The organism is Lysinibacillus sp. FSL M8-0134 (genome assembly GCF_038069745.1).
In the GTDB taxonomy this organism is placed as follows: Bacteria; Bacillota; Bacilli; order Bacillales_A; family Planococcaceae; genus Lysinibacillus; species Lysinibacillus irui.
Window position 1 is genome coordinate 483,940 of the sequence record NZ_JBBPAJ010000002.1, and the last position, 23,270, is coordinate 507,209.

A 23,270-nucleotide genomic window follows, 5' to 3' on the forward strand; every position below is an offset into this window, starting at 1 on the left:
TAGAATTTTTTCATATACATCATATAGTGAACGAATTCTAATTAAGGAGAGAATACATGTGGATATCATCGTAAGGCCAGGAGATTCACTTTGGCATTTTAGTGAAGTGTTTAACATACCACTTCAACTAATTCTAGATTCCAATAAAAATATTAATCCCCAATTTTTAAGAGTTGGACAACGCATTCGTATTCCTGGTTTTCTAAACATTAGCTATCAAATCAAACAAGGGGACTCTTTTTGGCAGATTGCACAGAGTAGAAACCTGCCCCTCATCGCCATATTACTCGTTAATCCTGGTCTCAACCCCAATCACTTACAAATAGGTCAGATCATTCACATACCTCAACGCATTACATGGCGCTTAGTTGAAGGTAAACAAAATTACACGTACACTCATATGATGAATGATATAAAAAAGCTGCTCAACGTATATCCTTTTCTCCAAAGTACAAGCATTGGGAGCTCCGTTTTAGGGAAAGAACTCCCTGAGCTTTTAATTGGCAATGGAGCTAAACGTATTCATTATAACGGCTCGTTTCATGCGAATGAATGGATTACTACACCTATTATTCTAACATTTTTAAATGACTATTTGCTCGCCCTCACTAATCAAAGTAGTATTCGTGGCATTTCTCCATTTTCTTTATATCAACAAACATCCCTTTCTATAGTACCCATGGTGAACCCTGATGGAGTCGATTTAGTATTACAAGGCCCACCAAGTGATGAAGCATTAAAAAATCAATTGATTACATGGAATAATGGGAGCTCCGATTTTTCTGGTTGGAAAGCAAATATCCATGGGATCGATTTAAATGATCAATTTCCTGCAAAATGGGAGCTAGAAAGTGCCCGCAATCCCAAATCACCTGGCCCTAGAGATTATAGTGGGGAAAGGCCTTTATCTGAACCCGAAGCCATTGCAATGGCCAACATGACCAAGCAACGTGATTTTTTAAGAGTTCTAGCATTTCATACACAAGGTCGCGTTATTTATTGGGGCTTTGAAAATCTTGAGCCCCCAGAATCCGAAGTCCTTGTGAATGAATTTAGTAGAGTTAGTGGCTATGAGCCCATTCAATCTGCAGGTAGCTATGCAGGCTATAAAGACTGGTTTATTCAAGATTGGCGTAGACCGGGCTTTACCGTTGAGCTGGGAAGTGGTACAAATCCTCTCCCCCTCAGCCAGTTTGATGACATTTATGACGAAGCTTTAGGGATTTTCCTCGCTGCATTGTATATGTAAAAAGATTGTGCGAACTCCACTCACCATGAAAGAATCCTTTTAGGATTTTCAGTGAGTGGAGTCTTTTTGTGTGGTATTGTCTCGGCATATTAGCACTATAAAAAAGAAAACAAATTACTTTGACAGGTAGAGTAATGTTTGCTAATATTACTCTAACAGATAGAGCAATAAATAAAGTAGGTGACTTATGGTTCGCAGTGATATTATCCGAGGACATTTGGATTCGATTATTTTACGGCTAATTTCAGAAAAGGATCGTTATGGCTACGAAATTTCTCAGGAAATAAGTCTCCGTACAAACAATCGGTTTCAAATCAAGGAAGCAACTTTGTATGCAGTTTTTCAACGACTTGAGAAAAAGGAAATTATTGAAGCCTATTATGGAGATGTTTCACATGGAGGCAAAAGAAAGTATTACCGTATTACTCCATTAGGTAGAGCCTATTTAAATGAGTTAGTGAAAGAATGGTCGGAAGTAAAAGAAATAATCGATTTATTTATGGAGGGCTTAGAATGAAAAGAATAAAAAACCATATTGATGAGCTTTTTAAAGATATTCCTCGTAACAACGAGACTGAAATGGTAAAACAAGAGATTATTGAAAATCTTGAAGAAAAGGTATTTTATTTGATGGATCAAGGAAAAGAACAAGAAGATGCTATTAATAAAGCAATTGTAGAATTTGGAGATATTGAAGACTTAAAAAAAGAATTGGGCGTTAAAGAGCCTGCAAAGAAAAACATGGCAAAATTAAATTTAGAGTTTTCAATTTGGGGAAGTAGCTTAATTATTGCCTTTTTTATTTTCATTAATCTTTATTACACGCCGCATACAATTTGGGCAATCTATCCGATCTTCGCTATTCTATGGTGGCCTTTATCTATGTACTTTGTGTGGACGCGTAAGAGATGGGGTGAATAATCATGAGGAACTTTATTAACTTTTCTATAGCTGGGAGCTTGATGACAATGATTTTCTTAGGGATTGTCAATTACACGACATCGCCTCAAACAATGTGGTTTATCTACCCTTGCATACTGCTTCTACTATGGCCTATTACATTATTTTTTATGTCAAAAAAAATGTATAAACAATACTCTATCGTTTGTAGTGCTATAATTATCTCGTTTCTTATTATCGAAAATTATCTATACGCTCCAAATCATTTATGGTTCATTTATGCCATCTATCCGATTATCTGGTGGCCACTTCTAATGTATTTAGGAGAAAAAGCAAAGACGTTACAAACAGCACTTATTGGCTGTGCTTCTACAATTATATATTACGCATTGCTAAATATCATGGTATCTCCACAATATCCTTGGGCGATTTATCCCGCATTTTTAGTCATGTGGTGGCCTCTTGCTTTATATCATGCTCAACGCAAAACTTTTGTAGCCTTCTCCGTTACAGCTACATTGCTAATTAGTATCTTTTTCATTACAGTCAATGTTATTTCTTCACCAAGCGTTATATGGGCAATTTACCCTATTTTCGTGACACTATGGTGGCCACTAAGTATGTACTTTTATGTCTATAAAAGAAGAATGTATCACGCTACTTTTGTGAAACGAATGTAAAAAAGAAGTCTATTAAAAAATTCATAATATACCTTGATATGATGTTTCCTTTCTTTTATTGGCGCTACTATTCCCACCATGGACTCATCTATAAAAGGGGCTAAGGTACTTGTAGCTTTTAAACAATTATTAATGATTGGAAAGGTTAATTTAGTTGCTATATAATTTAACCATTAAATATTTTAACGGACGTGATTATATGGCTGAAAGTCTACACAATGTAGAGATTATTATGAAGGAAATGCTAGATATACAGCAAAAGTCAAAAATGTTTGTAGAGCTTTTATCTAAAGGGGAAGCGTTATCACAAAACCAATTAATTTTACTCCTGCAACTAAAAATAAATGATGGTATGAAGGCGACAGAAATTGCCGAATTCTTCAGTATCACTCCTGGAGCTGTCACTTCCATGTGCGATAAACTGGAAAAACTAGAGCTGATACAACGAATTAGAGAAAATAATGACCGCCGTGTCGTCAAAATGACTTTAACAAGCAATGGGGACAAAAAGGTTCAAGAAATCTTTTTAAAGTTTTCACAGGATAAACTCATAGATATGGCCAATATTTTACGTGAAGTAAATCAATTAATGAATAAAATTTTTTAGGATTTCAACAAATTGAAATCCTTTTTTATTGCCTCAAAATTAGGGAATTCATTTGTTCTTGACAAAGGGAAGTTGCATATACTTTAATTAATATATATTTTAGTAATTAAAATATATATTAATTAAAGTATATGAGGTGACTTTTATGTTTCAACAACTGCGTACCCTAACACTTACGAATGGCCGTATTAAACATTTGGATATTGAGTATGAGCAATTAAATATTCGTGGAGCCGTAACAATACATCAAGAAGTTCGCATGCAAAAAGTGTCTACTCATGGCCATAGCTCATTTTATTTTCCCGTTATTGTCCATGAATTTAACAGCACAGGTTCATGTACGTTAAAAGATTATTGTGAAATCGATGAACTAACAAATGCAGGTAACCTTAAAGTAAAAAAAGGTTGTGTCCAAAAAATCAATAGTACCGGGAAAGTAATAATTGAAGGGAAACTACAGAGCGAACATTTTGAGGCTCTTGGTGTAGTGAAAGCCGCTGAATTAGTAGCTAATCACTTTCAGTTGAAATTATCAGGAGAAAGTAAAATTGGCAGGCTGCAAGCTGAAAATGTAATGATAAAAAAAGATCGAGTGACACTTCTTCCATTATTTAAGAAAAGGTTAATTTGTCACACAATCTGTGGAAAACAGTTAAAGCTATCTTATACAAATGCACAAATTGTGGAAGGTGAAGTAGTTATAGTAGGAGAAAATTGTCTCATCGAAAGGCTTTATTATACAGATGATTATTCAATCGATTCAAATGCAGTCGTGCATCATATTATTCGGAGGGAAATAGAATGATATTCCTAAAAATGCTACAAGCTTTTTTTTGCTCACTAGCTCTTGTTGTATTGTCAGTTCTATACATTGGCTTACTCTTAAGTGCTATACTATCTATATTCTCTGGCTTTTTACGAACATTCGGACTGGATCAAATTAAAATGAGTATCTGGTACGGTGTAGATATACCTATTATTTTCAGTATCCCTCTAGCACTTCTAGTAGCTGTACTTCTGTTCTTTTGCGCCACATACATCAAACGTTCTATTGTATTCTGTATATCCAAACTTCGCGTTTAGAATAATCAAGAAAAGGCATATTCTTTTGGGAAACTGCCTTTTCCTGAGCAATACGATGACTCTTTTTATTAAGGTAATCATTGTTCCATTCTCAGTTATCAAGTATTAAGGAACATTGCTAAAGCTCCCCTTCTAGAAAATTGATGATGTAGACTTCTGGTCTAGCAAGAAACTCTGTAAAGCTGCATAAATCAGCGTATTCTTCATGCTCCACATCATAGCACCCAATTTGGCCCTTTCCATTTGGGTTCCACACTACTTCTATGTCAGAATAATTATCAACATATGCCGAAAGTCGGAGAAGTTTTTGACGACCAAGCTTCATCTCAATTGTGTCTGTAAGCTTAAAAAACTCAATATACTGAATGTCATAATCATTTGGTGGAAGTTTAAGATACAATTTATCACCCGTTAGAAAATCGACCAATTCATCTGGTAAATTATATTTATTTAATGCATATTTTTTATTTACTATTGAATGAAGTTCCGCAGGTTCTTGTGCTTTCAAATAATTCGCTAGCTCTTCATTTTTCAAACCTACGGCAATAGTATAAGCTCTTTCTCCATTTTTCTCGGTTAAAGAGACATCTGCACCACGTTCAACCAAATATTTCACCATAGCAATATTCCCCATGCGTGAGGCAATAGTTAACGGTGTGGCAGCATAGGGGTAAACCATGTCAGACTTTTGATAATTAATATCTGCCCCCTCATCGAGTAAATAAGTGACTGTTTTCATATCATAATTAGCTACAGCCTCACGTAATACGGCCCCACCATGTTCTTTAATATCTAGTCCGAGCTCATGAATAAGTGGGATATTTTTTTTATTCCCATAGTAGGCCTGTGAAAAGGCTCCAGAACCAACCTGATTATATCCATCTAGATTTGCCCCTTGTTTGACAAGGTAACGGATGATATTCTCCTTACAATATCGAACAGCAACTAAAAAAGCAGGGTTTTTTTCGACATTCAAGTTGACATTATATTCAACTAACAGTTTTACTACATCAAATTTTTGTAAAATCAGTGCTAAGTTTAATGGACTTAACGTGGTATGCTTACTTAATATAAAATGTTCTTCAATATTCCAGCCCCTATTCTTTGCTACTCGTAAAGCGGTGATATTACCAGTATAAATATGCATTGCAATCTCTGGTAGCTCCTGAAATGTCCCAATATCTTTTAGCTTAATCATCTATTGAATGGCTCCCTTCCTACATTTACGAAAAGTATAGAAAACAACCTATAACAAAACAACAGGATATATGGCTCCAGTTTTAAAAAGATCATGATGAAGTCAAAAAGATTTATACTAATTTTTATAGTTACTTTGTTAAAATTGTGGCAAGCATTAAAAATTTCCCAGGAAAAGGCATACAAAAAGAGCTCTCAATTTTAAATAGATTGAGAGCTCTTCCTTATTTATTTCAAACCTAGTGCTTTATCTGTTGTTGCATTAATTTCTTTTAGAAGCTCTGGGTTTTCTGCTAAAGATAAACCATATGATGGAATCATTTCTTTAATTTTTGGTTCCCACTCTTTGATATGTTGAGGGAAACATTTATTAAGAACCTCAAGCATAACATGTACAGCAGTAGACGCACCTGGTGAAGCTCCGAGTAAAGCTGCAATTGAACCATCAGCAGCACTTACAACTTCCGTACCAAATTGAAGTGTACCTTTACCGCCCGCTTCTGTATCTTTAATAACTTGTACACGTTGACCAGCAACGATAATATCCCAATCATCACTCTTCGCGTTTGGAATGAACTCACGTAACTCTTCCATACGTTGTTCTTTTGAAAGCATAAGCTGTTGGATTAAATACTTTGTTAATCCCATCTCTTTAACGCCTGCCGCTAATAAAGTTGTGATATTATGCGGTTTAACAGAAGCAAATAAATCCATATTTGAGCCTGTTTTTAAGAACTTAGGTGAGAAACCTGCGAATGGTCCAAATAGTAGTGATTTTTTATTATCAATATAACGTGTATCAAGATGCGGTACTGACATTGGTGGAGCACCAACTTTTGCTTTTCCATACACTTTTGCATGATGCTTTTCAGCTACTTCTGGATTATTACATTGTAAGAATAGACCACTAATTGGGAATCCACCAATATGTTTTCCTTCAGGAATACCAGATTTTTGTAGTAATTCTAGGCTTCCTCCACCAGCTCCAAGGAAGACAAATTTCGCTGAATGATATTCCATTTTACAGCCGTCTAAATCATGCACACGTACTTCCCATGAACCATCACTAGTTTGTTTTAAACTTTCAACACTGTGTTTGTAGTTCACATCTACATCTTGTGCTTTTAAGTGGTCAATTAACATACGTGTTAAAGCACCAAAGTTAACATCTGTACCAGTGTCAATTTTCGTTGCAGCAATATCTTCACCAGCTGGACGATTTTCCATAATAAGTGGAATCCATTTTTTTAGTGTTTCAGGATCTTTTGAGAATTCCATTCCTTCAAATAAAGGATTTTTTGTCATCGTTTCATGACGTCTTTTTAGAAACTCAACATTTTCTTTCCCTTGTACTAAACTCATATGTGGTAAAGGCATAATGAAGTCTTGTGGATTATTGATCAGCTTATTGTTTACAAGATACGACCAAAATTGTCTTGAAACATGGAACTGTTCATTAACATTAATCGCTTTTTTGATATCGATTGATCCGTCTTTTTTCTCTGAAGTGTAGTTCAGCTCACATAGTGCAGCATGTCCAGTTCCAGCATTATTCAATTCGTGAGAACTTTCCTCGCCTGCTTTCTCAAGCTTTTCAAACACTGTAATTTTCCAATCTGGTGCTAATTCTTTGAGTAATGTTCCCAAAGTTGCACTCATGATTCCGGCACCAATTAAGATAACATCTGATTTAATTTGTCTGTTACTCATTTTTACCTTCCTTATATATTAAGATTTGCAGAAAGGATGTAAGCACTCCTGCTTTAGAAGTACTGTAAGCCATGGAGCAACCTCGGAGCACACCATTTCTGTATCAATTATTACCTTATTGCAGTTTATCACAATTAGTTCAAGAATAAAATATCAACTATTTATATGAGAGTTATCCGCTTTTTTCGAGTCTTTCCGTTCATAATTCAAGCAAAAAACTCACTTTTTCTTACGGATAAAACTAGGATTATTTAAGCTTTTTGGAATAATCGGCCTAAAAATGGTTGACATTTTCATAAAAAATAGGTTCTTTTTTTATTATATCTATATAATAACATAAAATTAGGGAGCTCGTCTTGTTTCTGAACTAACTCCCTACTCCTTAAGTTTAATCATCGATTGGACTTTTCATATGCCAGCCATCTATACGAAAACCACCCATTTTTTTGAGTACATAATTGACTAATGCTTCAAATAACTCCATCTTCTTTTGAGCATCATCTTCTTGCATTGCTTTCATAAAAGATTTTTTAAAGTCATCATCTGGAAATACTGTCTTACAATATTTTTGTAGATACAGTGGATCTTCAAGATACGCACAGATTTGATAAGAAGGTATCATTTCTAAATTCAAAAAGTGACAGTACTCCGTAAACAAATTAGCTAATTCGTTATGGTACGTAAAGGTAAAGTCTTTCCTATCTTGTTCATAACAGTCCTTTAAATTATCTAATGCATCCCATAATCCGTATTTTTTTATTTCTAAGACAGTTTTATTCACTTTCTTATATCTTTTGCTTAGCCACTCTTCTGCTTCATATTTTAGGTCTTTTATTATTCCAGTATAATCATATAAAATTCTACCTGTTTTAAATTGCACCATCGACATAGTTCTACGCTTGTTAAAATCATCTAGGAAATACCGACGAATTTGACTTGGAGGATTAGCAAAGTATTCAATTAGAAACCCATTAATCACTCGATTGCCTCTTTCCCGCCATGCCACATCTTCTGCCAAAATAATATGTACATCGATGTCAGATCGCTTAGAGGGATTCCCCGTAACATAACTCCCACAAACAAGCGCTCCTATAACCTCATCTCTGTCTTGCCAATCTTTTAAGAACGTTTCTAGTGCTGTTTTCCATTTGTCCAACAATTAATCAATCCCTTTTGTAATTTTTAATAGTATTATTTTTTTCTTCAGTCATTCCCTATTTCTATAATAGAGTTCATTGAATAAAAAAACCGTACTCTCTTTCAAGTACGGTTCTTAGTTAAAATAAACTTGATAAAAATGTTTGCATAGATGTTGGTAATAGCTGATAGAACAGTCCTTCATATTTAATATCGAGTACGCCCGCAATGATGATAATAACGATTATGAAAAATAAAAGAATTTTCTTATTTTTAGAAGTCCACTTCAATAGATTCACTCCCCTGACTTTATAGTAAGCATGTTCAGTATAGATGGGTTTATATAAAGTAGTCATCCCTAATTTATAGTTGTCACTTAATTTTATAATGTCACATAAATTAAAATAATACGGTAAAATCGATCATTATGTAAGAAAGGAATGACTATGGTAAATTTTAAATCTTTTCGTGGTGTGATAACAAACATAAATAATTTTCCTGTAGGACAAAATGGGGACCGAGATGGCTGTTATAAAATGATGACTGTAGAAGATGGAACTGGTGGAGTCGTAAATTTTATCATTTCTCCTTCTACTTATTTTGTAAATCAAGAAATCGTTACAACAGGTCAATGGGTTACAGGTTATTATGATGGTGATGCACCAGTACCAATGATTTATCCACCACAATATCGTGCATTGATTGTTGTCAAAGAAAGTAATTATCAAAATGTTAAGGTGGACTATTTTAATAACCAATTAGTTAGTAATGATGGACAATTACAATTAAATCTTTCTTCTACTACTATTATTTCACTTAAAAACGGTCAACCTTTTTCAAATAATCCAGCTAATCGCAACCTCATTGTCATTTATGGTCCTACTACTAGAAGTATTCCTGCGCAAACTTCACCATATGAAATCATTGTTTGGTGTTAGTTACATCACTAAAATGATAAACGGCTTAGTTCCCTCTTTATGGGTGTAAGCCGTTCATATTTGTCATTATCTATTCATATCATTTTTCATTTCATGCAATTGCTGTTTAATCTGATCCAAATATTCTTTATTTTGCTGAACAGTATCTAAATGTTCACCATATTGCTCTGCATTAAAACGAGCATTTTCTGCATGCTTAATTTGGTTAAAGGCATGCTCTATTGCTATTTCTTCTGGATGTGACTTTGCATGCTTTAACATGCGATCAGCCTTTTGTACAGAATTACTAAACAATGTACTAGGATGATCCTGCTTCCAACTTGTATCTGAGTGTTTAGCCAATTGATACATCTTCCCTTCCTAAAGAAATTTCATTGTTCTAAAAGTAGTATTATGAATTGCTTAGGAAATATGTATGGAAGAAAATTAAAAAACAATATTTCCCAGGACATAAAAAGAACTAAGGCTAAATCCTTAGTTCCTCTCAATGTGTTGAATAGATAGTCAAATATAAACTAGTGCCACGCAGTTCTCTCACTAACCGGTTGTTTGATACCTGTTTTTCCTTGCGTTTCAGCAAAGTTCTTGACCTGTGATGAAGCCGCATCAAGCCCAAATTCAGCACCAAACTCTTCCTGAGGAAGTTTCTGACGCTGCTGAATTGATTGCTTTGCACTTCTCGTTCCATTTGCTTTTGCATTGTTACGATTTGTTTTCATATTTGACATAACCATCCTCCATCGATTATTTGAAAAGTTTCAAAACCGTTTATATGGTTTTTTAAACTTCTCACTCTAAAGTTTGTCCATCGAGGAATAAAAGAATGTGCATTAAATTTTCTATTTAGCTAAGGATAATGTTGAGGCTTTTTCAATGTTAAGTCGCTTGCAATCTTATTTTCTTTCTGACTATAATACTTGTATACAAGTATACTCTGGATCGAAAAGGTGATATTATGAGCGAATTAAAGGATTACTTATATCCACAAAAATGGCTTTCTAAGGCTTCAACAGGCGATCGCGTAGCATATGAACTTAGAATGCGTATTATTTCAGGATTAATTGAAAGCGGTACCATTCTTTCTGAAAATAAACTTGCAGCAGATTTTGAAGTAAGTCGTTCGCCCATTCGTGAAGCATTAAGAATATTAGCGGCTGAAAATATCATTCGATTAGAAAAAATGGGTGCTGTTGTCCTTGGTTTATCGGAAAAAGAGATTGAAGAAATTTATGATGTTCGATTGCTGATTGAAACATTTGTGTTTGAACGTCTTATAAAAATGGATACAACTAACTTAGCGCTAGAGCTTAGCAAAACATTAGAAATGATGAAGGTTGCCATTAAATATAACGATGCAGACGAATTTTCTTATCAGGATATTATGTTCCACGAGGCAATTATTCGCTCCATCGGACATTCCTATATCACCATGATTTGGAATAATTTAAAACCAGTAATGGAAGGCTTAATTTTATTATCAATGCGTATGCGCTTTAAAGAAAAATATGAGGATTTTACTCGCATTGTGAAAAATCACGAACTCTATATTGATGCTATTAGAGCCAAAGATCGAGAGCTTATGATCAAATCCTTACATGAAAATTTTGATGATGTTCAAGGCAAGGTAGAAGACCTATGGCGGTCACAGCAAATGCTATCTAAAGGGGTTGAGCCACAAAATGACTAACTATATGTTAGGTGTTGATATAGGGACTACTAGTACAAAAGCTGTGTTATTTAGTGAACAAGGTAAGGTTATTCAACAAGAAAATATAGGGTATCCATTATATACGCCTGATATTTCAACAGCTGAACAAAATCCAGAAGAGATTTTTCAAGCTGTACTGCAAGCCATTTCTAACATTATGAAAGTCCATTCAGATAAATCATTATTATTTGTGTCCTTTAGCAGTGCTATGCATAGTGTAATCGCTATAGACGAAAATGATTTACCGTTAACACCTGTTATCACATGGGCAGATAATCGTAGTGAAGCTTGGGCACATAAAATTAAAGATGACTGGAATGGTCATGAAATTTATAAAAGAACAGGTACACCTATTCACCCAATGTCACCTCTAAGCAAAATTACTTGGCTTGTGCATGAACATCCTGAAATCGCGTGCAAAACAAAGAAATATATCGGTATTAAAGAATACATTTTTAAAAAATTCTTTAATCAATATGTCGTCGATTATTCATTAGCCTCGTGTATGGGCATGATGAATCTCCACACATTAGATTGGGACGAAGAAGCGTTAACTGTTGCCGGTATTTCGAGAGCACAATTGTCGACACTCGTACCAACAACTCAATTATTTTCGAACTGCAATGACCTTTTAGCTAAACAAATTGGTATTGACCCACAAACACCTTTTATCATTGGTGCAAGTGATGGCGTACTTTCTAATCTAGGTGTGAATGCCATTCGAGAAGGTGAAATTGCTGTCACAATTGGGACAAGTGGTGCTATTCGCACTATTATTGATAAGCCTAAAACTGATGTGAAAGGTAGAATTTTCTGCTATGCCTTAACAGAGAATCATTGGGTCATTGGTGGACCTGTAAACAATGGCGGTATGGTACTTCGCTGGATTCGGGATGAATTTGCTTCATCTGAAATTGAAACAGCCAAAAGACTCGGGATTGATCCATATGAAGTATTGACCAAAATTGCAGAACGTGTAAGACCGGGTGCTGATGGATTGCTATTCCATCCGTATTTATCGGGTGAACGTGCACCTTTATGGAATCCAGATGTACGTGGATCATTTTTTGGTTTAACCATGTCGCATAAAAAAGAACATATGATACGAGCAGCTCTTGAAGGGGTTATCTACAATTTATATACCGTCTATTTAGCATTGCTCGAGTGTATGGAAACTCCCGTAACTCGTATTCAAGCGACAGGTGGTTTTTCACGCTCTGAGATTTGGAGACAAATGATGGCTGATATTTTTGAATCGGAAGTAGTTGTCCCTGAAAGTTATGAGAGCTCCTGTCTTGGTGCTTGTATTTTAGGCTTATATGCTATCGGAAAAATCGATTCCTTTGACATTGTCGCTGATATGATTGGTGACACTTATAAACATACACCTATCGAAGATGCAGCAAAAGAATATAGACAGCTACTCCCTATTTTCATTCGTTTATCCAGGGTGTTAGCAGATGATTATGCATCCATTGCTCAATATCAAAGGAGCTTAATTAAGCCCGACTAAAGAGGAGGAGAATACATGCCATTAATTATTGTAGGTATTGGTATTATCGCACTGTTAATTTTAATAATGGGCTTTAAATTAAATACGTTTATCTCATTAATTATCGTTTCATTTGGAGTGGCATTGGCTCTTGGGATGCCTTTAGATGGCATCGTGAAGACGATTGAAGCAGGATTAGGCGGTACATTAGGTCACTTAGCATTAATATTTGGACTTGGAGCTATGCTAGGGAAACTAATTGCTGATTCAGGAGGGGCACAGCGTATTGCCATGACCCTTGTTAATAAATTTGGGGAAAAGAATATCCAATGGGCTGTTGTAGCGGCATCCTTTATTATCGGTATAGCTCTTTTCTTTGAAGTAGGATTAGTGCTATTAATCCCTATAGTCTTCGCTATTTCAAGACAATTAAAGGTTTCTATTTTATATTTAGGAATTCCTATGACTGCAGCATTATCTGTTACACACGGATTTTTACCACCTCATCCAGGACCAACTGTCATCGCTGGTGAATTCGGGGCAAACATTGGTGAAGTTTTACTTTATGGATTTATCATCGCCATTCCGACCGTTATTTTAGCAGGGCCGCTATTCACAAAATTAGCGAAAAGGTTAGTGCCTGAATCATTCAACAAAACTGGTAATATCGCTTCTCTTGGTGAACAAAAAACATTTGAACTAGAGGATACACCTAGTTTTGGTATCAGTGTTTTCACTGCACTACTACCTGTTATTTTAATGTCTATCGCTACTATTATTACACTGCTACAAAAAACAATAGGCTTTGAAGATAATGGCTTCTTAGCAGGAATCCGCTTCATCGGTGAAGCTGGTACATCCATGTTAATCTCCTTACTAGTGGCTACCTATACGATGGGAATCGCAAGAAACATCCCTATTAAACAGGTCATGGAATCATGTACCACAGCAATTACTCATATCGGCATGATGCTCTTAATAATTGGTGGAGGGGGCGCCTTCAAGCAGGTATTAATCGATGGTGGTGTTGGGGATTACGTTGCTGAGTTATTCCATGGAACTACCTTATCACCGATCTTACTTGCTTGGATTATCGCCGCTATTTTACGTATTTCATTGGGATCAGCTACCGTTGCTGCTTTAACAACAGCTGGGTTAGTCATTCCAATGTTAGGTCAAAGCGATGTTAACCTTGCCTTGGTCGTATTGGCAACGGGGGCAGGAAGCTTAATTGCTTCACATGTCAATGATGCTGGTTTCTGGATGTTTAAAGAGTATTTTGGGCTGAGCATGAAGGAAACCTTTGCTACATGGACACTACTCGAAACAATAGTATCTGTGGCTGGTTTAGGATTTATTTTATTACTTAGTTTATTTGTTTAAGAAATGTATAAAAAGGAGCGGGCACAATGTTAAATACAATAGGCGTTATTGGTTTAGGTGTGATGGGCAGTAATATCGCTTTAAACATGGCTAATAATGGCGAACAAGTAGCCGTTTATAATTACACACGAGATTTAACCGACAAACTTCTAGAAAAAGTCGAAGGACAGGCGCTTACTCCCTACTATGATATAGAAGACTTCGTACAATCTTTAGAGAAACCAAGAAAGATTTTTTTAATGGTTACAGCAGGAAACGCTATTGATTCTGTTATTCAGTCTGTAGTGCCTTTCCTTGAAAAAGGCGATGTGATTATGGATGGTGGTAACTCACACTATAAAGATACTGAGCGTAGATATGATGAATTAAATGGACTAGGAATCGGATATTTAGGCATTGGTATTTCTGGTGGTGAAGTTGGTGCATTGACAGGTCCTTCTATCATGCCAGGTGGAGATCAAGAGGTCTATGAAAAAGCTGCGCCTATTCTTACGAAGATCGCAGCACAAGTAAAAGGGATGCCATGCTGTACGTATATTGGCCCTAAAGGTGCAGGTCACTTCGTTAAAATGGTCCACAATGGAATCGAATATGCAGATATGCAACTAATTGCCGAAGCTTATACATTTTTAAGAAAAAATGTTGGGTTATCTGTTGAGGAAATTGCTACTATCTTTGAAACTTGGAATCAAGGCGAACTAAAAAGCTACTTAATCGAAATTACAGCTGACATTTTAAGAAAAAAAGATGAAGTAACGGGATTACCGCTAATTGATATGATTCTTGATAAAGCAGGTCAAAAAGGGACTGGAAAATGGACTAGTATGCAATCCATTGATAATGGTATTCCTACATCCATTATTACAGAGGCCTTATTTGCACGCTATATTTCATCATTAAAAGGGGAGCGAGTTCGTGCGGAGGCTGTATTAACAGGACCTGACTACAATCAACAAAGCCTTGATAAAGAGGTTTGGGTTGAATACGTACGACAAGCTTTGTATATGGGTAAAATCTGTGCTTATGCGCAAGGTTTCACACAATATAAAATGACATCGGAACTTTATGACTGGAACTTGCCATTAAAGGATATTGCATTAATTTTCCGTAGCGGCTGTATTATCCGTGCAGAGTTCTTAAATGTTATTAGTGAAGCCTACCAACAGCAGCCTACTCTAGATAATTTATTAATTGACCCATACTTTGCAGAAAAGACGAAGGACTATCAAATGGGATTGAGAAAAATTGTGTGTGAAGGTATACAAGCAGGTAATGCATTCCCATGTTTAAGTGCTTCTCTCACATATTATGATAGTTATCGCACAGGTTCATCAAATGCCAATATGTTACAGGCCCAACGTGATTACTTTGGCGCTCATACGTATGAACGTATTGATGCAGAAGGTGTTTTCCATACAAATTGGTAAGTAAAAAGCTAAAATATACATCATTCCCTATCGATGACTGATTGTATATTTTAGCTTTTTTTATTCTCTATAAACATGGACTCGATTACGTCCTGCCTCTTTTGCTGCATATAAGGCTTTATCGGCTTTATTCAAAAGCTGATAAAGCGACTCTTCTCCAATTTTACCCTCTGCCACTCCACAGCTAATCGTCGCTCTAATAGTGCCCACAATAGTCATAAGGGGAGAAGTCTCTATGCTGCGACAGAGCTGATTTGCTAATATTTCACCTTCAGCTAATGTATAGCCCTTGAGTGTAAGAACAAACTCCTCACCGCCATACCTTGCAAAAAATTGTCCATTTTTCAGCTCACTCTGGCAAGCCTTTACAACATGAACAAGTAATTGATCCCCAGTTGCATGTCCATACGTATCATTTACATGTTTAAAGTGATCAATATCCATTAAAACGACTGTAAAGCCAGTAGCTTCTTCGTACGTTTCTAGATGTTTGAAAAAAGCTCGACGATTATAGATTTGTGTAAGCTCATCATAGTAAGCCTGTTGTTCTAACATATGTTGTAGCTTTTTTACTTCAGTAAAATCCGTGAAAATTAGCAGTAACCCATTACCATGATTAACATGCTGGAGTGCTGATATACGTACTTGATAAGTACGATTGATATGGTTTAGCTCAATTTCTTGCGTATTCTCTATCGCTTCCAAATTAAAGGGCATAAATTGTCCAGTTACCTGGAGCCACACCTGGGCAAAGTCCATACCAAACATGGATCTAGATAGTTGAGGGAACATTTGGTTACACGATTGATTAAACTCTATTAATCGTGACGATTCATCTAGCACAATGACACCATCATTGATATTATGAAATATTACATCCTTAGTAATAGGCATGACGCTAAATAAACGAGAGGAACTTATTGACCATAAATACAACAGTGAGGAAGCCCATAACACCATTGGAACGGGATCAACTCCTTGAGGTGTTAAGCCCAACAAGTAAATAAATGCGGTTACCATAGGGATCAGCTGACCACACATTAAAGCAATGAGTTGTTTTCGATAGGCTTTACTTGTTTCTTTCCATTGCTTTACTATTAATAAAAATGCTACAAACATACAGCCAAATGTAAATATCCCATGTATGATATACCATACTCCAATTTCCTGATGAATATAAGGTGATCCCAATACAGGGTCAATTTCAAATACTCTATAATGAAAATGGTGCATATCATTTGTAGCAACCATGATTAAGCTGATAAAGGGAATGGAAAGTAGTGCAATTACCTTTTTCCGTGTCAGTTGAAAGCCCAAATATCTCATGATAAACAATAGTCCGAGAGGTGTTGAAGTGGCCATACCTGCGTATTGAATAGCGGTCCAAAACTTTATTGCCCCCAATGTTGTCGCTATTAAACCAAAAGCAGAGGCAAAACAATATATCGATATTAATGCGGTATAACTAATAAACAAATGCGCAATTTTTGTATAGTTAAATCGTTGTAGAAATACGTATAAACATAAATACAAATTTAGTACACCCGATGTGCAGCCAAGAGTAATAAAAGCAGTCAATTGTGAATTCATGTCTATGTACCTCTTTAAAATTTTTAATTTTAATGTAGCATACATATAAAATTTTGTGGATTTATTTATTTATTGCTCAAATGGTAGCTAAAAAATTTTTAAGGAGTACCAGTATGACTAATAGGGACAACCCTGAAATCATTTTTATTACAGATCCAGCCGAAAGCCTAACCCACCCGTTTTTTAATAAACAAATTGTTTTTACTGGAGCTCTTTCTACAATGACCCGTTCAGAAGCAGCTAAACAAGTAAAAGTTTGTGGAGGGTCCTTGCAAGGCGCCGTTACACAGCAAACAGATTTCGTTATTCTTGGAGATAAACGTCGTGGTATTAGTACTAAACAACGTAAAGCAGAACACCTCATAAATCAGGGTCATGACATTCAACTAATAATAGAGGATGATTTTTTATGGCTTATTTCGATGAAAGAGGACATTCAAAAATAAAAGGAGTATGTAAGATCAATTTACATACTCCTTTTTTATGCTTATTGCAGCGGAACAACGATCGGCTTTATTGTATACGGTTCTTTTATAAGTTCCAATGCTCCTGTACTATCCTTGATCTTGTAGAAGTTTACTACAGGAGTGATCATTATAGATGTTGCTTGTTTATCAAAATTATTAATAACAATGCGTGGGAAATTTCCTCGACCTACAAAGTCTGTATTATGACTATTTCCTCTAAAATGAATAACATTATACTCATTCCCTAAATTATCTTTCACGACATATTCAATGCCAGCCCCTCGCCATTCACCATTTTCCTTCTCTACAAACACCTCTTCTGAAAGATAAATTGCTGTAGAGATAGGGGTTTTCGTTATTTTAAAAGCTTCTATTTTTATACCTTCCGCTTCCGTTTTCATGCTATCTTTTTCTATACGCTGTGTTTTACTTTCAAGCTTCCCTAAAGTAAATTCAAATGACCAATTTCCTGCCACAGCATTATTCACATTATTTAAATCAACAACTTGATCTCCTTGAAAAGTAATATGAACTTCCTCAGGCTTTGAGCCTCTGATGAGTTCAAAAATATATAATACTGCATACTCATTGTCGTTTATCTTTTGAACCAAATGATTCGTGGCATAGCCTCCATATTGATACCTTTTACCAAATTCCTTAGCAGTTAGTTCACGATTTTCACCATATAATACTGGCCTTTCTCCTAAATCTTTCGCACTTTTAATGGTGTACGCAATGGTAATATTTTCTCCATCATATACAGCATCGTTTACAGATACTTCGATCCCATTACTCTCCTGGACCATTCCAATATTTGTAGAGTATTCATCATAATTGTCGAAAACATACTTTTCGTTATCAATGAACAACTCGAAGATATTTCCAATAATCGGCATATTCGCTGCAAATGTAGGAAATGCATAGCCAATTGTAATACTAGAAGCGATGAAAAAGGTTGCTGCAGCAACAAAATTTCTAATAAGGTGCTTTTTCTTTTTTGCCTTTAACACATTTCTTTTAATTCTCTCTTTTTCAAGCGTACTCACTTCCATTGGCTCTATATTTATATGATCAAGATTTAAATGATTAAATTGTTGATATAGCTTTTTCATGACATACTCCCCCCTAAATGAATTTGCTGTAATCTTTTTTTCCCACGATATAATCGGTTATTAATAGCAGCTTTTGTTAAACCACAATGCTCAGCAATTTCTTCGTTTTTCATATTTAAAAAGTATTTCATTGTAAAAATATCACGGTCCAATTGCTCCAATTGACTCATCATCATAAGTAACTCCTCTGTAGATGACTTAATTAAATATTCATCCTCAGCAGATTTTACTGCATTTCCTGTCTCATCAATTTCATAAAAAAATGGCGCTTTAGATAGCTTTCTTTGCTTCGTAATAGCTTTATACTTCGCTATAGTGCAAATCCATTTTCTAAAATCCTCTTTATCTCCCTTGAACTGTTTAGCATTTTCATATGCACCTAAGAAAGTATCACTTATACATTCTTCAATTATTTGAGGATCATTATAAGATTTTAAGGCATTGTAAATAATAGCTTTTACAATTCCGATATATTCATCAATCACGTATTGAAGTGCTTCTTCTCGATTTTTCTTTAGATGCTTTATAAAGTTTTCAGCTGTTATCCTCATCCAAACACCCTTTCTTCCACAATCATAAAGGACCCTTCATACAAAACATCGCTAATATTTGGAATTGTTCTCATATTATTTAAAAATATTTACATTTTGAATTTTATAGCCAATATAAAAGGCTAAATCGTCATTGATTTAGCCTTTTACTTATTTAAATATCTATTACTTCACATCAACTATTTATTTACCTTAGGTGCTGGATAATCAAAGCCCTTCGTATCAACCTCAACCTTTTTCATTTGTTGATCTTCTAGTGGTTTATCTGTAGCATCTCGCTCAGCTGCAACAATTGCATCGACTGTTTCCATACCCTCGATGACTTTTCCAAAAGCAGCATAATCTCCATCAAGGTGCGGAGCTTCCTTGACCATAATGAAGAATTGAGAGTTGGCAGAGTTAGGGTCCTTCGAACGAGCCATCGAAATAACACCCCGTTCATGCTTCATGTTATTGTCAAAACCATTTGAAGAAAACTCACCATCAATCGAATAATCTGGTCCACCAGTTCCATTCCCTAATGGATCTCCACCCTGAATCATAAAATCAGGAATCACACGGTGGAAAATAAGGCCATCATAAAACCCTTTATTTACTAAGGAAATAAAATTAGCAACTGTGTTCGGTGCTACGGTAGGCTCCAATTCAATGACAATTTTCTCATCATTATTCATTGTAATGGTTACTATTGGTTTTTCCTTCACCTCTGATGCGTAATTAGCTGTTTTCTGAGATTCTTTAGTTGTATTTCCCTCTGTTTGCTCACTATCTTTAGCAGTACCACAGCCTGTCAACATCATAACGATTGCTAACAGTGAAAACACTAAATAGAAACCTTTAAAACGTGCGAACATATTCTTTCAACTCCTCTTGTTAACCGTCTATTCATTATAAAACTATCGGATTATTTACAACAAATCAAGGTAGTTCCTATCAGTAAGATTATAAAAACCTTTGTATTATTCATAGCCATTAGAACAATTATGCCAGGAATGGTAGATTTAATTTTCCTATTAAATACATATCAAAAGAAAGATAACTGAACTTCACATAAAGAAGGATTGTAGTCCTACTTTATAAAGCTAATAACAAAAACTTAGAATACTTTTAAAAATTTTTAACTAATTTCTACATTTTTTTACCAACATGTTTATTACTACTGTAAAATGAAAATAATGAGACATTCGATACGAATAAAGCAAAAATTTAATAAAAATTTCTATGGGACAACGATACAAAATGGGAGGTTCACTTAAATGTCTATGGAACAAACAAGGTATTCTCGACTGGCCAATATTACGAAGATGATTAACATGAAGCTAGATTTACGTGAAGTATTGGAGCAGGTAACAACTGCAATATCTGAAGAAATCGTCAAATGTGATTCTGTGGGCATTTATCTGCCACAAAAAGATGGAACATTTAGAGGGTATGTTGGAAAACCAGAAGTAATTAATGGTTGGACATTGAATATGCATATTATTGACACCGAAATAGATTTACTGGCTAAAGAAGTAATTGAAACAAAGAAAACAATCTATATTCCTGATACGTCAAAGGATAATCGACCTGACCCTCGAGCTGTTGAAGGATTTCATATTAAATCTTTGTTAGTACTACCTATTTCCTTTGAGCAAGAATTATTTGGTCTTGTTTTTTTATTTGATTATGGTATTCCAATGAACTTAACAGAGGAAGAAATTCAAACGGTTGAAGCATATGTAAATATGGCTGCTGTTGCTATCCAAAACGCAAACAACTTAGCTTATAAAGAACACCTTATTAACGAAAAACAGTTGCTGCTCGATGTTACACGTGACTTATCAATGTGCTCTTCACTACAAGAGAGTCTTGATAAATGCTTTTTTTACTTAGAAAAGGTTCTAGACAATAAAAATATTGGCGTTCACCTATTAGACCCTTTAGCAGAAAAGAATATTAAACCAGCAAAGTTGAGTAAGGATAGCGATTGGACGGAAGAAAATTGGCTAAAAACACATAATAAAATAAAAATTGATGAAAGCAATGATGCTGTAATGCAGGAGGTTTTTGAAACCAAAAAGGCCATTCTTATTCCAAATGTCTTTGAGGATGACAGACCTAATCATGAAGTCTGTCGCAATTTTGGCATAAACGGTTTAGTTATGTTTCCTTTGATATCAATGGGTGAGATTTTAGGACAAATCTCTATTGTAAATCTTGAGAAAAAGCCATTCTACTACTCAGAAGCTCAATTACAATTAGCCCAATCAATTGTTGATACTACTGCATCTGCATTATCAAACCTGTTATATATGGAAAAGCAAGAGATCATTATCGAGGAAAGAACCTCCGAAGTAAGAGAAAAAAATAAAGAGCTCGAAAGAGTTGTCGCAGAGTTACAGCAGCTTAGCCGTGAAAAGGAGTTGATTCTCAATTCCGCAGGGGAGGGGATCTTTGGGTTAGATCTTGATCGAAACATTACATTTTGCAATCCTGCAGGTGCACACATGTTGGGATATGAAACAGAGAAGGAACTGATTGGAAAATCAGTCGATATTATAATGAGTGGCTGTGAAACAGAGGACAAAATTATGGTTTCACCCTTCTTAAACACAAATTTTAATAGCTACAAAGTTTTTTTTAGAAAAGATAATTCAAACTTTCCAGTCGAATATGTAACCTCATTAATAAAAGAAGGAGACAAGGTCGTAGGTGAAGTTGTGACATTTAAAGATATAACACAAAGAAAGCAACTAGAAGAGAAAATTAAATACCACGCTTATTTTGATAGCTTAACAGATTTACCCAACCGAATTCTTTTATTAGACCGATTAACTCAAGGTTTAAAATCTGCAAAAGTGAATGGTGAAAAATTAGCAGTTCTCTATTTAGATCTAGATCGTTTCAAATTAGTAAATGATTCACTCGGTCATAGCTATGGGGATCTATTGCTCCAAAATGTTGCCAAACGTTTAAGTGCTTGCGTTCCAGAAGATGCAACCGTGTCAAGGCAGGGTGGGGATGAGTTTACAATCTGTTTACCTAATATTAAATGTGAAAACGACATTTTGAAGGTTATTAATTGTATAAATGATTCCTTCTCTAAACCTTTTAATTTAATAGACCATGAAATTTACATTAAAACAAGTATCGGTATAAGCCTGTTTCCTGAAAACGGTGAGACTACAGAAACATTAATAAAAAATGCAGACACAGCTATGTACAAATCAAAAGAAACACCCGGTACTAGCTACCATTTCTTTAGCGAAGGGATGGATACAAGAACTTTTGAAAGTATCCAACTTGAGAATGATTTATATAAAGCTTTAGAGCGAGATGAACTAATTATCTTCTATCAGCCACAAATAAATTATAAAACAAATAGAATTAAGGGTGTTGAAGCTCTATTAAGATGGAATCATCGAAAACATGGAATGATAGCACCGGATAAGTTTATTCCCATTGCTGAAGAAACAGGTTTAATTGTTCCTATAGGTGAGTGGGTTCTTAGGGAAGCCTGCAAGCAATTAAAAGAATGGCATAACCAGGGATGTCCTTTAATTAGTGTGTCGGTGAATTTATCTGTCCATCAGTTCGAGCAGAATGATTTATTTGCTATTGTAAAAAACGTCCTAAAGGAAACAGATTTGTCACCCGAGTATTTACAACTAGAGCTTACGGAAAATCTCATTGTTAAAAATACAGAGGTAACTTTAAAAACGATGACACAACTGCAAGGACTTGGGGTAAATTTAGCAATTGATGATTTTGGTACTGGATATTCATCCCTAGGTTATTTGAAAAACTTGCCGATTTCTACATTAAAAATTGATAAATCCTTTGTTCAAGAAATGTTAACGGATGACGCAGCAGCTATTACGAATACGATTATTACGCTTGCTCAAAACTTAAAACTGGAGGTTATTGCCGAAGGAGTTGAAACCAAAGAACAGGCAGACTATTTATTGGCACAAAATTGTCATTTAATGCAAGGATATTTTTTCAGCAAGCCTATGAAATCTGGAGAAATTATGAAAAAATATTTCAAGTAGTGTTT

Annotated in this window: 24 protein-coding genes; 14 read left to right on the plus strand and 10 right to left on the minus strand. The window is 35.2% G+C overall.

The genetic code is table 11. The annotated features are described in order from the left end of the window. Window positions 1-58: 58 nt before the first annotated feature. The 7 genes from MKY49_RS22360 to MKY49_RS22390 all read left to right on the plus strand — a co-directional run bounded on the left by MKY49_RS22360 (window position 59) and on the right by MKY49_RS22390 (window position 4,519). Window positions 59-1,249, plus strand: a complete 1,191-nt coding sequence (locus MKY49_RS22360) for a M14 family metallopeptidase (protein WP_341387102.1) — start codon at window positions 59-61, stop codon at window positions 1,247-1,249. Window positions 1,250-1,436: 187 nt separating this feature from the next. Beyond that, the gene (locus MKY49_RS22365) at window positions 1,437-1,766 is read left to right on the plus strand and encodes a PadR family transcriptional regulator (RefSeq protein ID WP_274795032.1); all 330 of its coding nucleotides are present in this window, start codon (window positions 1,437-1,439) and stop codon (window positions 1,764-1,766) included. Further along, the gene (locus MKY49_RS22370) at window positions 1,763-2,170 is read left to right on the plus strand and encodes a permease prefix domain 1-containing protein (protein ID WP_274795033.1); all 408 of its coding nucleotides are present in this window, start codon (window positions 1,763-1,765) and stop codon (window positions 2,168-2,170) included. Before MKY49_RS22365 ends, MKY49_RS22370 begins: the two co-directional genes overlap by 4 nt. Window positions 2,171-2,172: 2 nt before the next feature. Beyond that, on the plus strand, window positions 2,173-2,829 hold the full coding sequence (locus tag MKY49_RS22375) for a hypothetical protein (RefSeq protein WP_312506381.1): 657 nt from the start codon (window positions 2,173-2,175) through the stop codon (window positions 2,827-2,829). Between the two features lie 199 nt (window positions 2,830-3,028). Continuing rightward, window positions 3,029-3,436, plus strand: a complete 408-nt coding sequence (locus MKY49_RS22380) for a MarR family transcriptional regulator (protein WP_312506380.1) — start codon at window positions 3,029-3,031, stop codon at window positions 3,434-3,436. 145 nt (window positions 3,437-3,581) lie between these two features. Then, complete coding sequence (locus tag MKY49_RS22385) at window positions 3,582-4,241, plus strand: hypothetical protein (protein ID WP_312506379.1); 660 nt, start codon at window positions 3,582-3,584, stop codon at window positions 4,239-4,241. Beyond that, a complete protein-coding gene (locus tag MKY49_RS22390; protein WP_313469637.1) occupies window positions 4,238-4,519 on the plus strand; it encodes a hypothetical protein in 282 nt (93 codons plus the stop codon). The genes MKY49_RS22385 and MKY49_RS22390 overlap by 4 nt, the downstream gene beginning before the upstream one ends. Window positions 4,520-4,637: 118 nt before the next feature. Here MKY49_RS22390 and MKY49_RS22395 read toward each other — a convergent pair whose 3' ends face one another. From MKY49_RS22395 to MKY49_RS22410, 4 genes are all read right to left on the minus strand, one after another. Then, window positions 4,638-5,717: an ankyrin repeat domain-containing protein gene (locus MKY49_RS22395; RefSeq protein ID WP_274795038.1), complete on the minus strand. Its 1,080-nt coding sequence runs from the start codon at window positions 5,715-5,717 to the stop codon at window positions 4,638-4,640. Between the two features lie 227 nt (window positions 5,718-5,944). Continuing rightward, window positions 5,945-7,426, minus strand: a complete 1,482-nt coding sequence (locus MKY49_RS22400) for a malate:quinone oxidoreductase (protein WP_274795039.1) — start codon at window positions 7,424-7,426, stop codon at window positions 5,945-5,947. A gap of 388 nt (window positions 7,427-7,814) precedes the next feature. Next, the gene (locus MKY49_RS22405; protein WP_312506378.1) at window positions 7,815-8,585 is read right to left on the minus strand and encodes a nucleotidyltransferase domain-containing protein; all 771 of its coding nucleotides are present in this window, start codon (window positions 8,583-8,585) and stop codon (window positions 7,815-7,817) included. A 118-nt stretch (window positions 8,586-8,703) separates the two neighbouring features. Further along, window positions 8,704-8,853: a hypothetical protein gene (locus MKY49_RS22410; protein ID WP_274797399.1), complete on the minus strand. Its 150-nt coding sequence runs from the start codon at window positions 8,851-8,853 to the stop codon at window positions 8,704-8,706. Window positions 8,854-9,009: 156 nt separating this feature from the next. Here MKY49_RS22410 and MKY49_RS22415 point away from each other — a divergent pair, with 156 nt between their 5' ends. Next, entirely contained in the window at window positions 9,010-9,501 is a 492-nt protein-coding gene (locus tag MKY49_RS22415; RefSeq protein WP_274795041.1) for a hypothetical protein, read from the plus strand. A gap of 66 nt (window positions 9,502-9,567) precedes the next feature. Here MKY49_RS22415 and MKY49_RS22420 read toward each other — a convergent pair whose 3' ends face one another. Next, window positions 9,568-9,843 carry a hypothetical protein gene (locus tag MKY49_RS22420; protein ID WP_274795042.1) on the minus strand — a complete coding sequence of 92 codons (276 nt, stop codon included), beginning with the start codon at window positions 9,841-9,843 and terminating at the stop codon, window positions 9,568-9,570. 173 nt (window positions 9,844-10,016) lie between these two features. Further along, window positions 10,017-10,229, minus strand: a complete 213-nt coding sequence (locus tag MKY49_RS22425) for a hypothetical protein (protein WP_274795044.1) — start codon at window positions 10,227-10,229, stop codon at window positions 10,017-10,019. Window positions 10,230-10,456: 227 nt separating this feature from the next. Between MKY49_RS22425 and MKY49_RS22430 the strand changes: the two genes are divergently transcribed. From MKY49_RS22430 to gnd, 4 genes are read left to right on the plus strand one after another with little or no spacing between them, the layout of a single operon-like run. Beyond that, window positions 10,457-11,188: a GntR family transcriptional regulator gene (locus MKY49_RS22430; RefSeq protein ID WP_274795045.1), complete on the plus strand. Its 732-nt coding sequence runs from the start codon at window positions 10,457-10,459 to the stop codon at window positions 11,186-11,188. Beyond that, window positions 11,181-12,722 carry a gluconokinase gene (gene gntK / locus MKY49_RS22435; protein ID WP_274795046.1) on the plus strand — a complete coding sequence of 514 codons (1,542 nt, stop codon included), beginning with the start codon at window positions 11,181-11,183 and terminating at the stop codon, window positions 12,720-12,722. The genes MKY49_RS22430 and gntK overlap by 8 nt, the downstream gene beginning before the upstream one ends. A 15-nt stretch (window positions 12,723-12,737) precedes the next feature. Beyond that, window positions 12,738-14,084 (plus strand): GntP family permease, encoded by a 1,347-nt coding sequence (locus MKY49_RS22440; RefSeq protein WP_322605774.1) that lies wholly within the window; start codon window positions 12,738-12,740, stop codon window positions 14,082-14,084. A gap of 26 nt (window positions 14,085-14,110) precedes the next feature. Next, the gene (gene gnd / locus MKY49_RS22445; protein WP_341387104.1) at window positions 14,111-15,511 is read left to right on the plus strand and encodes a decarboxylating NADP(+)-dependent phosphogluconate dehydrogenase; all 1,401 of its coding nucleotides are present in this window, start codon (window positions 14,111-14,113) and stop codon (window positions 15,509-15,511) included. Between the two features lie 60 nt (window positions 15,512-15,571). Here gnd and MKY49_RS22450 read toward each other — a convergent pair whose 3' ends face one another. After that, entirely contained in the window at window positions 15,572-17,101 is a 1,530-nt protein-coding gene (locus tag MKY49_RS22450) for a histidine kinase N-terminal 7TM domain-containing diguanylate cyclase (protein WP_341387105.1), read from the minus strand. A 113-nt stretch (window positions 17,102-17,214) separates the two neighbouring features. Here MKY49_RS22450 and MKY49_RS22455 point away from each other — a divergent pair, with 113 nt between their 5' ends. Further along, entirely contained in the window at window positions 17,215-17,547 is a 333-nt protein-coding gene (locus tag MKY49_RS22455) for a BRCT domain-containing protein (protein WP_274795050.1), read from the plus strand. Between the two features lie 41 nt (window positions 17,548-17,588). Here MKY49_RS22455 and MKY49_RS22460 read toward each other — a convergent pair whose 3' ends face one another. The 3 genes from MKY49_RS22460 to MKY49_RS22470 form a co-directional block, all read right to left on the minus strand. Next, the gene (locus tag MKY49_RS22460; RefSeq protein ID WP_274795051.1) at window positions 17,589-18,680 is read right to left on the minus strand and encodes a DUF4179 domain-containing protein; all 1,092 of its coding nucleotides are present in this window, start codon (window positions 18,678-18,680) and stop codon (window positions 17,589-17,591) included. After that, entirely contained in the window at window positions 18,677-19,231 is a 555-nt protein-coding gene (locus MKY49_RS22465; protein ID WP_274795052.1) for a sigma-70 family RNA polymerase sigma factor, read from the minus strand. The genes MKY49_RS22460 and MKY49_RS22465 overlap by 4 nt, the downstream gene beginning before the upstream one ends. A gap of 179 nt (window positions 19,232-19,410) precedes the next feature. Continuing rightward, the gene (locus MKY49_RS22470; RefSeq protein WP_274795053.1) at window positions 19,411-20,085 is read right to left on the minus strand and encodes a peptidylprolyl isomerase; all 675 of its coding nucleotides are present in this window, start codon (window positions 20,083-20,085) and stop codon (window positions 19,411-19,413) included. Between the two features lie 402 nt (window positions 20,086-20,487). Between MKY49_RS22470 and MKY49_RS22475 the strand changes: the two genes are divergently transcribed. Beyond that, entirely contained in the window at window positions 20,488-23,265 is a 2,778-nt protein-coding gene (locus MKY49_RS22475; protein WP_274795054.1) for a bifunctional diguanylate cyclase/phosphodiesterase, read from the plus strand. The last annotated feature ends 5 nt before the right edge of the window (window positions 23,266-23,270 follow it).

Coding starts and splice junctions, on each gene's coding strand:
- MKY49_RS22365 (WP_274795032.1), top strand. CDS start 1,437: ATGGTTCGCAGTGATATTATCCGAGGACATTTGGATTCGATTATTTTA.
- MKY49_RS22470 (WP_274795053.1), bottom strand. CDS start 20,085: ATGTTCGCACGTTTTAAAGGTTTCTATTTAGTGTTTTCACTGTTAGCA.
- MKY49_RS22395 (WP_274795038.1), bottom strand. CDS start 5,717: ATGATTAAGCTAAAAGATATTGGGACATTTCAGGAGCTACCAGAGATT.
- MKY49_RS22460 (WP_274795051.1), bottom strand. CDS start 18,680: ATGAAAAAGCTATATCAACAATTTAATCATTTAAATCTTGATCATATA.
- MKY49_RS22455 (WP_274795050.1), top strand. CDS start 17,215: ATGACTAATAGGGACAACCCTGAAATCATTTTTATTACAGATCCAGCC.
- MKY49_RS22385 (WP_312506379.1), top strand. CDS start 3,582: ATGTTTCAACAACTGCGTACCCTAACACTTACGAATGGCCGTATTAAA.
- MKY49_RS22430 (WP_274795045.1), top strand. CDS start 10,457: ATGAGCGAATTAAAGGATTACTTATATCCACAAAAATGGCTTTCTAAG.
- MKY49_RS22375 (WP_312506381.1), top strand. CDS start 2,173: ATGAGGAACTTTATTAACTTTTCTATAGCTGGGAGCTTGATGACAATG.
- MKY49_RS22380 (WP_312506380.1), top strand. CDS start 3,029: ATGGCTGAAAGTCTACACAATGTAGAGATTATTATGAAGGAAATGCTA.
- MKY49_RS22425 (WP_274795044.1), bottom strand. CDS start 10,229: ATGTCAAATATGAAAACAAATCGTAACAATGCAAAAGCAAATGGAACG.
- MKY49_RS22440 (WP_322605774.1), top strand. CDS start 12,738: ATGCCATTAATTATTGTAGGTATTGGTATTATCGCACTGTTAATTTTA.
- gnd (WP_341387104.1), top strand. CDS start 14,111: ATGTTAAATACAATAGGCGTTATTGGTTTAGGTGTGATGGGCAGTAAT.
- MKY49_RS22370 (WP_274795033.1), top strand. CDS start 1,763: ATGAAAAGAATAAAAAACCATATTGATGAGCTTTTTAAAGATATTCCT.
- MKY49_RS22415 (WP_274795041.1), top strand. CDS start 9,010: ATGGTAAATTTTAAATCTTTTCGTGGTGTGATAACAAACATAAATAAT.
- MKY49_RS22475 (WP_274795054.1), top strand. CDS start 20,488: ATGTCTATGGAACAAACAAGGTATTCTCGACTGGCCAATATTACGAAG.
- MKY49_RS22465 (WP_274795052.1), bottom strand. CDS start 19,231: ATGAGGATAACAGCTGAAAACTTTATAAAGCATCTAAAGAAAAATCGA.
- MKY49_RS22450 (WP_341387105.1), bottom strand. CDS start 17,101: ATGAATTCACAATTGACTGCTTTTATTACTCTTGGCTGCACATCGGGT.
- MKY49_RS22390 (WP_313469637.1), top strand. CDS start 4,238: ATGATATTCCTAAAAATGCTACAAGCTTTTTTTTGCTCACTAGCTCTT.
- gntK (WP_274795046.1), top strand. CDS start 11,181: ATGACTAACTATATGTTAGGTGTTGATATAGGGACTACTAGTACAAAA.
- MKY49_RS22400 (WP_274795039.1), bottom strand. CDS start 7,426: ATGAGTAACAGACAAATTAAATCAGATGTTATCTTAATTGGTGCCGGA.